This window comes from Aliivibrio fischeri, from assembly GCA_038993745.2.
GTDB classification, from domain to species: domain Bacteria; phylum Pseudomonadota; class Gammaproteobacteria; order Enterobacterales; family Vibrionaceae; genus Aliivibrio; species Aliivibrio fischeri_B.
Genome location: CP160629.1, coordinates 2,152,926 through 2,165,546, shown reverse-complemented (window position 1 = coordinate 2,165,546; position 12,621 = coordinate 2,152,926). Strand labels below are relative to the sequence as shown.

The 12,621-nt window shown below is 39.6% G+C and carries 13 protein-coding genes; 12 read left to right on the top strand and 1 reads right to left on the bottom strand.

The window, feature by feature from the left end; genetic code table 11:
- On the bottom strand, positions 1-393 hold the full coding sequence (locus AAFX60_010465; protein ID XDF77132.1) for a hypothetical protein: 393 nt from the start codon (positions 391-393) through the stop codon (positions 1-3).
- Between the two features lie 187 nt (positions 394-580).
- Here AAFX60_010465 and AAFX60_010460 point away from each other — a divergent pair, with 187 nt between their 5' ends.
- The 12 genes from AAFX60_010460 to flgK all read left to right on the top strand — a co-directional run bounded on the left by AAFX60_010460 (position 581) and on the right by flgK (position 12,605).
- A complete protein-coding gene (locus AAFX60_010460) occupies positions 581-1,501 on the top strand; it encodes a chemotaxis protein CheV (protein ID XDF77131.1) in 921 nt (306 codons plus the stop codon).
- Between the two features lie 83 nt (positions 1,502-1,584).
- Positions 1,585-2,412: a protein-glutamate O-methyltransferase gene (locus AAFX60_010455; protein ID XDF77130.1), complete on the top strand. Its 828-nt coding sequence runs from the start codon at positions 1,585-1,587 to the stop codon at positions 2,410-2,412.
- A gap of 195 nt (positions 2,413-2,607) precedes the next feature.
- Entirely contained in the window at positions 2,608-3,003 is a 396-nt protein-coding gene (gene flgB, locus AAFX60_010450; protein XDF77129.1) for a flagellar basal body rod protein FlgB, read from the top strand.
- Positions 3,004-3,005: 2 nt separating this feature from the next.
- Positions 3,006-3,422 (top strand): flagellar basal body rod protein FlgC, encoded by a 417-nt coding sequence (gene flgC, locus AAFX60_010445; protein ID XDF77128.1) that lies wholly within the window; start codon positions 3,006-3,008, stop codon positions 3,420-3,422.
- Positions 3,423-3,437: 15 nt separating this feature from the next.
- On the top strand, positions 3,438-4,148 hold the full coding sequence (gene flgD, locus AAFX60_010440; GenBank protein XDF77127.1) for a flagellar hook assembly protein FlgD: 711 nt from the start codon (positions 3,438-3,440) through the stop codon (positions 4,146-4,148).
- Between the two features lie 160 nt (positions 4,149-4,308).
- Positions 4,309-5,607: a flagellar hook protein FlgE gene (flgE, locus tag AAFX60_010435; GenBank protein ID XDF77126.1), complete on the top strand. Its 1,299-nt coding sequence runs from the start codon at positions 4,309-4,311 to the stop codon at positions 5,605-5,607.
- A gap of 214 nt (positions 5,608-5,821) precedes the next feature.
- Positions 5,822-6,571: a flagellar basal body rod protein FlgF gene (locus AAFX60_010430; GenBank protein XDF77125.1), complete on the top strand. Its 750-nt coding sequence runs from the start codon at positions 5,822-5,824 to the stop codon at positions 6,569-6,571.
- 54 nt (positions 6,572-6,625) lie between these two features.
- Positions 6,626-7,414, top strand: a complete 789-nt coding sequence (gene flgG / locus AAFX60_010425) for a flagellar basal-body rod protein FlgG (protein XDF77124.1) — start codon at positions 6,626-6,628, stop codon at positions 7,412-7,414.
- 12 nt (positions 7,415-7,426) lie between these two features.
- Entirely contained in the window at positions 7,427-8,218 is a 792-nt protein-coding gene (gene flgH / locus AAFX60_010420; protein ID XDF77123.1) for a flagellar basal body L-ring protein FlgH, read from the top strand.
- Positions 8,219-8,220: 2 nt separating this feature from the next.
- Positions 8,221-9,342 carry a flagellar basal body P-ring protein FlgI gene (locus AAFX60_010415; GenBank protein XDF77122.1) on the top strand — a complete coding sequence of 374 codons (1,122 nt, stop codon included), beginning with the start codon at positions 8,221-8,223 and terminating at the stop codon, positions 9,340-9,342.
- Positions 9,343-9,449: 107 nt separating this feature from the next.
- Positions 9,450-10,454, top strand: coding sequence for a flagellar assembly peptidoglycan hydrolase FlgJ (gene flgJ / locus AAFX60_010410; GenBank protein XDF77121.1), 1,005 nt, complete (start codon positions 9,450-9,452; stop codon positions 10,452-10,454).
- A 270-nt stretch (positions 10,455-10,724) separates the two neighbouring features.
- Positions 10,725-12,605: a flagellar hook-associated protein FlgK gene (gene flgK / locus AAFX60_010405; GenBank protein ID XDF77120.1), complete on the top strand. Its 1,881-nt coding sequence runs from the start codon at positions 10,725-10,727 to the stop codon at positions 12,603-12,605.
- Positions 12,606-12,621: the final 16 nt, after the last annotated feature.

Sequence of the window (12,621 nt, the reverse complement as noted above, 5' to 3'; positions counted from 1 at the left end):
CTACGAGATCATCAACATTAATGTAACCGCCCGTTGGTAAGTTCGGCTGTTAACCATAGTTAATGTTAAATCATTGCTTGAAATGGTGTGTCCTCTTGATAAAGAAGATATTGCGGTGACTAAAGGCATCATTAACTCCGTTTTTACCGGAACATACACCTTCCAATCATCAGGCTGACATTCAACAAGAACCGATGTATTGCCGCTTGAATTAAGACGACCAGGTAAAGAGGCAATTAATGGTGCAGGGCAGTCTGTTGCTTGTATTCTGCTATCGATACGAGCAGCCTCAATATGTAAAGTACCATTTTGAGGTACTTCAATTTGGGATTGTAGAAAACTTTCTGCAGCGTGTTTGATTGCATCTAACTGTTCATCTGTGGCAGCATGCACATTCGAGCTAAAGAAACTTATAAATAGGCCGATAACGCTTATAAGTCGATAAAAAGTGGTTCTGTAATCACATTTTTTATTATCATCATATTTTCAATATAAAATGCCATGTTGTATATCGTGTTCTTCATAGGGTTATGTTAGGCTCGCGGTTTAATTACATAGTGGCACAAGATGGAGTCATATAATGACAGGTATACTGGATTCGGTGAATCAGCGCACACAACTTGTAGGGCAGAACCGTTTAGAACTGCTTACTTTTCGTCTTATGGGACGTCAACGTTATGGTATTAACGTTTTTAAAGTAAAAGAAGTATTACAGTGTCCGAAGTTGACTTCAATGCCAAATTTAAATCCTTTAGTAAAAGGTATCGCGCATATTCGTGGCCAAACTATCTCTGTTATTGATTTAAGTCTTGCTACTGGCGGTCGTCCAACCACTGAAATTGATAAATGTTTTATTATTATTTCGGAATTTAACCGTACAATTCAAGGTTTCTTAGTAAAATCGGTAGAGCGTATTGTTAATATGCACTGGGAGGCAATTTTGCCACCGCCACAAGGTACTGGTCGTGCAAACTACCTAACAGCAGTAACAAATATTGATGAAGAATTAGTTGAGATTTTAGATGTTGAAAAAATCTTAGCTGAGATTGCACCTATCGACGAAACAATGAACGAAGAACTGGTTGAAGAGATGACATCTATGAGCCAAGAAGTTGTTCGTAAAGTACTTATTGCTGATGACTCTAGTGTTGCTCGTAAACAGGTACAACGTGCTGTTGAATCTATTGGCTTTGAAACTATCATGGTAAAAGATGGTAAAGAAGCACTGAATAAGCTAGTTGAAATGGCAAACACTGGTAGCGTATACGAGCAAATCGGCCTAGTTATTTCTGATGTTGAAATGCCTGAAATGGACGGTTATACATTAACCGCTGAAATTCGTCGTGAGCCAGCACTAAAAGATCTGCACGTTATATTGCATACTTCACTAAGTGGCGTATTCAACCAAGCAATGGTAGAGCGTGTTGGTGCAAACCAATTCATCGCTAAATTTAATCCTGATGAGTTAGGTGCGGCCGTGAAGAAGGCTGTTGAAAAATAAACAGCATAAAGTAATAAGCTAAATCCTATTGTCGTAGTAATATAAAACGGCAATTCATTTTTTATTTGGAAGTTAAACCGTTAATGACAACTATAACTATCAACGAACAAGAGTATCGTGACTTCAGCCGCTTTCTAGAATCTCAATGTGGTATTGTCCTAGGGGACAGTAAGCAATATTTAGTTAGAAGCCGACTGAGTCCTTTAGTTGCTAAGTTTTCATTAGCTTCATTATCCGATCTATTACAACAAGTGATTTCAGGGCGTAATCGAGAGCTGCGTGTTGCCGCTGTTGATGCAATGACAACCAATGAAACATTGTGGTTTAGAGATGGTTATCCGTTTACTGTACTAGCAGACAAATTGTTGCCAGAGTTAGCGGCAAACCGTCGCCCATTAAAAATTTGGTCGGCGGCAAGCTCATCAGGTCAAGAACCTTATTCAATGGGCATGATCATTTCTGAAATCCAAGCACGTAAACCTGGTTTTCTTCCTAATATCAGCATTACAGCAACAGATATTTCACCATCAATGCTTGAAACCTGTAAAGCAGGTGTTTATGACAACTTAGCATTAAGTCGTGGTTTATCTCCTGAACGTCGCCGTGCTTTCTTTGAAGATGCAGGTGAAGGGAAGATGAAAATCAACGACAAAATTAAACGTATGGTGAATTTCCGTCCACAGAACCTTATGGACAGCTACAGCTTATTGGGTAAATTTGACATTATTTTTTGTCGTAACGTATTGATTTATTTCTCACCTGAAATGAAATCTCAAGTGTTAAATCAAATGGCGGCAAGTCTTAACCCTGGTGGCTATTTATTGTTAGGTGCTTCGGAATCATTAACTGGATTAACTGATAAATTTGAGATGGTACGTTGTAATCCGGGCATTATTTATAAATTAAAATAATTATGATTGAGTAATTATTAAACAAAAAGCGACTTAGGTCGCTTTTTTTGTGCCTGTAATCTATAGTTGGCTCAGATATTGCTAATTAAATATCGGTAGTATCGTCAATCTGCTCTGTGAATTGAAAAAGTTGGCATACAGGTTGCAATATAGAAATTATATATACTGCTAGTCAGTTCTTGTGGAGGGTTTGAAATGGCAATTTCTTTTGATAACGCATTAGGTATTCATCAGTACACAGTCGGCGTACGCGCTGAACGTGCTGAAATGTTAGCGACAAACATCGCTCAAGCGAATACTCCTGGCTATAAAGCAAAAGGAATGGATTTTCAAAAAGCATTACAGTCGGCAACATCGAAAGCAAGTATGGGTTTAAGCCGTACTGATGGTCGGCACATTAATGCCTCAACACGAATGGCTGGGGAAATTCAATACCGTCTTCCAACTCAACCTGATACAGGTGATGGCAATACGGTAGATGTGGATTTGGAGCGTAACTTGTTTATGCAAAACCAACTTCGTCATCAAGCATCATTAGACTTTTTAGGTAGCAAGTTCAAAAACCTAACCAAAGCAATTAAAGGGGAATAGAGATGAGCTTATTTAATGTTTTTAACGTTACAGGTTCTGCAATGAGTGCAGAGTCAGTTCGTCTTAACACCACTTCAAGTAACATGGCAAACGCAGACAGTGTAAGTAGCTCAGCTGCTGAAACTTATAAAGCTCGCCAGGCTGTTTTTGGTGCGGAATTGAGCAAAGCAAAATACAAACAAGATCATACAGTTCCTGTAAAAGTTCTTGGTATTGTTGAAAGCCAAAAGCCTCTACGTGCAGAATATAACCCAGACCATCCTATGGCAAATGACGATGGCTATATCTTTAAGCCAAACGTTAATGTGATGGAAGAAATGGCAAACATGATTTCTGCTTCTCGTTCATATCAAACGAATGTTCAAGTTGCAGATGCGAGTAAACAAATGTTGCAGAGTACTCTGCGAATGGGTCAATAAGGATAGGAGGTAGCTATGACTGGAATCAATAACGTTGGTCAAAACGGCTTGTCCTACATCGACCAGTTAAAGAGTCTTCAAGAGGCGAACAAAACTGAAAAAACAACGGGTGGCAAAAATGAACTGAAGCAAGAAGACTTCCTTTCATTGCTAACCAAGCAGTTGTCTCAACAAGACCCATTTAAACCGGTTGAAAACGACCAGATGATTGCGCAAATGGCTTCATTTGCAACTGTCGACGGTATTGGCAAGATGAATACACAGTTTGATAGCTTGAATTCATCAATGACATCTAACCAAGCATTACAAGCATCTTCGCTTGTTGGTCGTGATGTTCTAGTACCTGGCGCTAAAGGCTTAAAAGAAGCAGATAAAGGTATGGCGGCAATGGTTAAATTGCCTCAAGCAATTAATAACCTAATGGTTCGTGTTGAAAACGAACAAGGTCAATTAATTCGTACTTTAGATGTGGGCGCTAAACCTGCTGGCGACACTCGAGTAGAGTGGGACGGCAAAGATGATAAAGGCAATGCAATGCCTGCTGGTCGCTACAATATTAAAGCTGCTGGCGTGCTTGATGGAGAAAACAAAGAGTTTGGTGTATCTACATACGCAAACGTAAACAGTGTTCTTCTAGGCAAAGGTGATGGCAATGTTCTGCTAAATCTTGCTGGTTTTGCTTCACCTATTAAACTGGCAGAAGTGCTAGAAGTAGGTAAGGCATAAAAGGGCGAATATTCAGTGCAGCAACTTATCGCTGCCTGAATACTCCCATTTTCATCATTTAATTATTCATAAAGCTATGCCAATTCCATTAACACTCTTCCTTAACTTTGATCGTTAATGGAATTGGAAAACATATGCGTAGCTAGATAGGAGATATCAAATGTCATACGTAGCATTAAGTGGTCTAGCCGCTGCTCAAAAAGACTTAAATACAACATCGAATAACTTAGCCAATGCGAATACATATGGCTTTAAAGAGTCTCGTGCAGAGTTTGGTGATGTTTATTCATCATCGCTATTCTCAAATGCAAAAACCACAACTGGTGGTGGTGCACAAACAACTAAAGTGGCACAACAGTTCCACGAAGGTTCAAGCATTTATACAAATAACCCAATGGACTTACGTATTTCGGGTCAAGGTTTCTTCGCTGTGGCAAAAGATCGCCTACAACCAGCGACAAATGAATTAAGCCGTAATGGTGCATTCCACCTAGATAATGAAAACTACGTAACGACATCAAACGATGAATTTCTATTAGGTTACGAAGTTGACCCTGAATCTGGCAACGTATCATCTTATGAGCCAAAAGCACTTAAGATCCCAGATCAATTTGGTAAGCCAAAACCAACTGAAAATGTTGAAATTGGTATGAACTTACCAGCAACTGAAGTACCAAAAGATCCTGCTCTTTTTGATATGAATGATCCTGACACTTACAACAAGTCAACTTCGGTTACGACGTATGACTCTCTAGGTCAGCCATACAAAATGACGACGTACTATGTTAAAGATGCAACACAACCAAACCGTTGGAACGTGTTCTACTCTTCTACTGATGTTGATGGTGAAAAACCAGTAAACATCAATGGTGGTGACTCAACAAACGCTGCGGGTCAAATTGGTCACTCTATTATCTTTAATAATGATGGTACAACTCAAAGCATTAATGCGGGTCAACCTGTTGCGACTACAACATTAGGTGAGAATGGTTTGAACTTAAATGGTGCGGATCCTTCACAGATCTTAACAATGAAGTTTGATAACCCAACACAATTCTCAGCACCGTTTGAAATGCGTCGCTTTAGTGAAGATGGCGCAACAACAGGTTACCTATCAAAAGTTGATATTGATAAGAGTGGTAACATTGTAGGTTCATACTCAAACGGTAAAGATGTAACGCTTGGTCGTGTAGCTATGGTTCGTGTTACTAACCAACAAGGCCTTGCACAAAATGGTGGTACTCAGTGGTCTACAACACAAGCATCTGGTGCGGCTATTTGGGGTGAAGCAAACCAAGGCTCATTTGGTGATATTCAAAGTGGTACTTTGGAGCAATCAAATATCGATATGACGCAAGAACTGGTTGATTTGATCTCTGCACAACGTAACTTCCAAGCAAACTCACGTTCATTGGATGTACATAACCAGTTGCAACAAAATATCCTACAAATTCGATAATAATTTCATTATCCAATACCTTAAAATTGCCGTCTCATATGACGGCAATTTTTTACCCAGAATTTTTGCCTCTTGCTTCCTCTCTTTTTCCTCTTTAAATATCCCACTGCAATAAAATAGCGTCTAGCTTAAGTTAAATTATTGATATGTATAGTAAATAAAAGTTGGCATACTGATTGCTATTATAACTTCAGATAGATTATTGGAGTTCATTATGGATCGCGCATTATTTTTAGCCATGAGTGGCGCAAAGCAAAACATGCAAGCTATGCAATTGCGTTCAAACAACCTTGCAAATGTAAGTACAACGGGTTTCCGTGCTGATTTAGAGCAAGCTCGTTCAATGCAAGCGTACGGTGAAGGTTTACCTACTCGTGTATTTAATATGACTGAGCGTCCAGGAAGCAGTTTTTCTCAGGGTTCAGTGATCACTACAGGTCGTGATCTTGATTTAACTGTTGAAGGCGATGGTTGGATTTCAGTAATGGACAACACGGGTCGTGAAGGTTTAACTCGTGCTGGTAATCTAAAAATCGATGAAACGGGTTTACTAATGAATGGTAGTGGTCATGTTGTATTAGGTGAAAATGATGCACCGATTACACTACCGTTACCAATTGCAAAAATTCAAATTGCTAAAGACGGCACTATCTCTGTTCTTGAGCAAGGCGCACCAGCTGAAGCGATGGCTGAAGTTGATCGTATCAAATTAGTAAAAACCGATAATCGTGACTTATTTAAAGATACCAATGGCTTATTTCGTTCAAAGAACCCTGGCGCAACATTTGATGCTGATGCAAACATCACATTATTAAGTGGCGCACTAGAAGGAAGTAACGTTAACGCCGTTGGTGAAATGACAAATTTAATTGATTTGCAGCGTCAGTTTGAAATGCAAGTCAAGATGATGAGTACAGCTGAAGAGATGGATAAAGCTTCAGACTCATTATTACGTATGGGTTAATTGAATAATTAACTTGATTAACTTAATACATTAAAGAATTTAGAGGAATACACAATGAATCCAGCATTATGGGTAAGTAAAACAGGTTTAGACGCACAACAAACAAACATTGCGACTATCTCAAACAACTTGGCTAACGCCTCAACGGTTGGCTTTAAAAAGAGCCGTGCCGTATTTGAAGATCTGTTTTACCAAAACGTAAACCAAGCCGGTGCACAATCAACTCAGAATACTGAATTACCAACTGGTTTAATGCTAGGTTCTGGTTCTAAAGTGGTAGCAACTCAAAAAGTATTTACTAACGGTAATGCTCAAACCACATCAAATGGTATGGACATGATGATTGAAGGTAAAGGCTTTTTCCAAGTAACTATGCCAGATGGCAACATTGGTTATACACGTAATGGTCAATTTACTCTTAATGATGAAGGCGCGATTGTAACCACTGGTGCTGGCTACCGTTTAGAGCCTGAAATTGTTGTTCCTGAAGATGCGATTAACGTAACTGTTGGTACGGACGGTGAAGTATCTGTTCGTCTACGTGGTCAGCAAGATAACCAAGTTATTGGTCAAATTAACACTGTTGATTTCATTAACCCAGGCGGTTTAGAGCCTGTAGGTCAAAACTTATACTTGCCTACAGGTGCAAGTGGTGACCCACAAGAAGGTACTCCAGGTTTAGATGGTTTTGGTGCGGTTCGTCAATCAATGCTTGAAGCATCAAACGTAAACGTAACTGAAGAATTGGTAAATATGATCGAAGCGCAACGTGTTTACGAAATGAACTCTAAAGTTATTTCTGCTGTTGATAAGATGGCAAGCTTTGTTAACCAACAACTGTAATTGGTGATTAGGATGAAACGTCTTCTTTGTTTACTGCTATTAACAACATTAACTGGTTGTGAAACGCTGCTAATTAAAAATCCGAGCGCACAAGAAAGCGAGGTGACTTCTGCTACAACAAATGTTGATGCAGTTGAAGGTGATAAAGCCAAAGAAGAAGACTCAGGTATTATCGATACACTACGTGGTCGTAATGATCCTATTGCAGGGGATCCTGCGTGGGCACCGATTCATCCTAAAGAAAAACCAGAACATTATGCAGCTGCTACAGGTTCTCTCTTTAATGTAGATCATGCACAAGATATGTACGATGACACTAAGCCTCGTGGATTGGGTGATATCGTAACCGTTATGCTTGCTGAAAATACAAAAGCGGCAAAAAGTGCAGATGCTGAATTATCGAAATCAAATGATTCAAGCATGGATCCATTGCAAGTAGGTGGACAAGAGCTGCAAATGGGTGGCCAATATAACTTTTCTTATGAGTTATCAAATGACAATAACTTCACAGGTAACACATCGGCTAATCAAAGTAATAGCTTAAGTGGTTCAATTACTGTGGAAGTCATCGAAGTATTATCAAATGGCAACTTATTGATCCGTGGTGAGAAATGGTTAACGCTCAATACGGGTGATGAGTACATTCGATTAAGCGGTACCATTCGCCCAGATGATATTAATTTTGATAACACCATTGATTCGACACGAATCTCAAATGCTCGTATTCAATATTCAGGTACGGGTGATCAACAAGATATGCAAGAACCTGGATTCTTGGCACGATTCTTTAATGTAGCACTATAATAATGACGAATCGTTGGAGTTTTGACGTGAATAAAAATCTAGTTACTGTACTTTTTACTTGGTTATGCCTAAGTATATCTACAGCACACGCTGCACGTATTAAAGACGTAGCAGAAGTCGCTGGGGTTCGTAGTAACCAACTAATTGGCTATGGTCTAGTTTCTGGTTTACCAGGTACTGGTGAGTCAACACCATTTACTGATCAAAGTTTCAATGCCATGCTGCAAAACTTTGGTATTCAATTACCACCGGGTACAAAACCAAAGACAAAAAACGTAGCGGCAGTAATGGTAACAGCAACATTGCCACCATTTTCTAAACAAGGCCAAGTGGTTGATGTAACGGTTTCATCAGTAGGCTCAGCTAAAAGTTTACGTGGTGGTACGTTATTACAAACGTTCTTAAAAGGTTTGGATGGTAAAACGTATGCGATTGCACAAGGTAACTTAATCGTAAGTGGTTTTAGTGCAACCGGTGCTGATGGTTCTAAAATTGTAGGTAATAACCCAACAGTCGGTCGTATCTCAGGTGGTGCGATGGTTGAACGTGAAGTTCCATCTCCATTTGGTCGTGGTGACTTTATCACCTTTAACCTTTTAGAATCAGACTTTACTACTGCGCAGCGTATGGCAGATGCGGTAAATAACTTCTTAGGTCCAAACATGGCTTCTGCTGTGGATGCAACGTCGGTACGAGTTCGTGCCCCTCGTGATATTAGTCAACGTGTTGCTTTCTTATCTGCGGTAGAAAATGTAGATTTTGACCCAGCAGATGGTTCAGCAAAAATCATTGTTAACTCTCGTACTGGTACTATCGTTGTTGGTAAGCACGTTAAGTTAAAACCGGCTGCGGTAACCCACGGTGGTATGACGGTTGCAATTAAAGAGAATCTGCAAGTTAGTCAACCGGGACCATTTAGTGATGGGCAAACTGTAGTAACTCCGGACTCTGATATCGAAGTAACTGAAGAGCAAGGTAAAATGTTTAAATTTGAACCGGGCTTAACATTAGATGATTTAGTAAGAGCTGTGAATGAAGTAGGTGCTGCACCATCAGATTTAATGGCTATTTTACAAGCATTAAAACAAGCGGGTGCAATTGAAGGTCAATTGATCATTATCTAATCGTTGCTCGCTTTACAAAGACAATAAACGCACCTCTTGTAGGTGCGTTTTTTTTGGCATTAAATTTGCTGTAGTTATATTAGTGTTAGTTAATGCAAAGTGTGAAGATGAATAATTCAGTAAATATGACAGATGTGGGATTTATCCACGACGTAGGCGGTCTTGATAAATTACGTAAAAGTGCCGTTAGTGGCGATCAAGATAGTCAAGATAAAGCATTGCGTGCAGCAGCAGAGCAGTTTGAATCAATCTTCACACAAATGCTTTTTAAATCAATGCGTAATGCAAATGACTCTTTTAAATCCGATATGATGAGCAGTGATAATCAGCAGTTCTTTGAACAAATGCGTGATGATCAAATGGCCACTGAATTATCGAAAAAAGGGTCATTAGGTTTAGCTGATATGATTGTTGCTCAATTAGGCGCTTCAATGAACCAAGCAGCGCCAGTACAAAGCGGCAATAATTTAGAGCAAGATGCAAGAATGGCAATGCGTAAAGCGGCAACAGATGAAACATTACGCTTGCCTGCTGATTACTCATATCCTCATGCTTCTCAAGCGAAACAAGAGTCTCAAACAGAAGCGCCTGAAATTGCACAAATTGATAAAATGTTAGCAGCGAGAAAAGTTCAACCTGCTGATAAATTTGAAACACCTCAAGACTTTGTTAACACCATGAAGCCTTACGCAGAAAAAGCGGCAAAAGCATTAGGTGTTGATTCGAATCTTCTTATTGCACAAGCCGCTCTTGAAACGGGTTGGGGTAAAAAGGTCATTAAGAACTCTGTAGATTCAAGTCATAACTTGTTTAATATTAAAGCAGATAGAAGTTGGCAAGGAGATAAGATCTCTAAGAACACACTTGAATATCACGATAATATTGCAGTGACAGAAAATGCAGCCTTCCGTTCATACGATAACTATGAAGAGAGTTTCAGTGATTTTGTTCGCTTCTTAAACCAAAATCCACGTTACGAACGAGCACTGCAACAAACGGATAGTTCAGAAAGCTTCATTAAAGGCATTCATAGTGCTGGTTATGCCACGGATCCAAATTACTCAAATAAAGTAATGAGTGTAATGAGAAAAGTGGAAAGCTTACTAAAATAGTGCGAATGCATTAAATACAGACACTAACATTAAATCCTGCCTCTTGAAAAAGCGGCAGGATTTTTTGTTTTTGCTTGCCGCTTAAAATGAAAAGAGGCAAATGAGAGGCAAAAAAAAAGTATCCAATGAGGCTTCTTATTAAAGTGAATATCAATAGGTCCACTTAAGTTATTGAAAGTTAAGTAAATAAAAGTTGGCACACTGATTGCTATATTAGATTCGTTAGGAAATATTATCGCATCTTTTTATAGAGTTTTTTTTGGAGGCAACATGGGACTTGATCTGCTAAATCTAGGTACACAGGGTGTGCTTACGGCGCAGCGTCAACTGAATACGACCAGTCACAATATTAACAACGTTAATACTGAAGGCTTTAGTCGTCAATCGGTTGTTCAAGATACTAATATGCCTCATTGGGTGTCAGGTGCAAACTTCGGCGCAGGCGTGCATGTAGCCGCTGTGCGACGTTCGTTTGATCAGTTCGCTACAAATGAACTGAACCTTTCGACAACCAACTTAAACTATTCTATGGATACAGAAGCGAATCTTGATGTATTAACGAATATGATGTCATCAATTGGTGCTAAACGTATTCCTGAAAACATCAATGATTGGTTTGATGCAGTAAAAACTCTTGCCGACAGCCCTAACGAAATCGGTGCGCGTAAGGTAGTACTTGAAAAATCACGTCTTGTTTCACAAAGCTTGAACGATTTTTACGAAAATGTGCGTCAGCAAAATGCAGATGTAAATAAGAAGATGGATCTAACTGTAGAGCGTATGAACGCCATTGCTCTAGAGTTAAAAGACATTAATAAAATGATGGTTAAGACCCCTGGTCCGCACAATGACCTAATGGACCGTCATGAAAAGTTAATTAAAGAGCTATCTCAATACACAAAAGTAACGATCACTAAGCGTGATAACGAGAATTCATTCAATGTATTAATTGGTGGTGGACACATGCTTGTGTCTGGCACAAATGCAAGTGAATTGAAAATGATTGCAGGTTCTCCAGACCCATTACAGCGTCGACTAGCAATGGTTGAAGGTAAAGGTATGAAGGCGATTCAGCATGATAGCATTGGCGGTAAATTATCGGCACTGTTTGAATTGCGTGATAGCACTATTCCAACAATCATGGATGAACTAGGCCGTGTAGCAGTAGGCTTCAGCAGTGAAGTTAACCGTTTACAAAGCCAAGCTATTGATTTGCGTGGCCAGATTGGTGCAAATATTTTCTCTGATGTGAATTCAGAACAAGCAGCACGTAGCCGTGCCATTGTACAAGGTGGTTCTTCTGCTGAAGTAGGCGTATTTATTGATGATATCAGCTTACTAAAAGCAGGCGATTACGCACTAAAATACGATGGTAGCCAATATACAGTGACCCGACCAACAGGTGAAGTACAACGCTTAGACCCAACCGGTAACCCATCGACCTTTTTCTTAGACGGTATGCGAGTTGAAATTCGTGAACCACTAAGTGCCGGTGAGCGTGTATTACTTCGCCCAACTCGTATTGCGGCTGGTGAAATTAAGCTAGAGATGAATGAAGCAGAGAAAATTGCCGCACAAAGCTATGCAAGCTCAGCAACATTCGCAACAGGTAATGCAAAATTTAAAGTTCTGCAATCTGGTGCACTAAAAGAATTCCAAGTAGTTATCTCTCCTGCTGCAAATCAGTTTGCTGTATTAGATATGAAAGGAAAAATGTTACTTGAACCTCAAACTTATCCACCAAAAGGCCCAGTAACTGTTGGTGGTACTACGTTTGAATTAACCGGTGGTGCAGCAGCAAATGATAAATTTGCAGCTAACTTAGTACCATCTGAAGGTGATAACGGTAACTTATTGCTAATGCAAGGCTTACAGACACGTAAAGTGATGGACGAAGGCCGTTCAACGGTGATTGACCTATACGAAAACGTAAATACTGAAATTGGCCTGAAAAAAGCAACAGCGTCTCGTTTATCTGAAGTATCTCGTGTAGAGAATGAAGCTGCTCAAAGTCGTGTTGCTTCAGTTTCTGGCGTGAACTTAGATGAAGAAGCTGCCAACATGATGAAGTTCCAACAAGCGTACATGGCATCTTCACGTATCATGAAAGCGGCAGATGAAACGTTCAACTCAATTTTACAATTATCGTAATTAAGGAGCTGTAGAG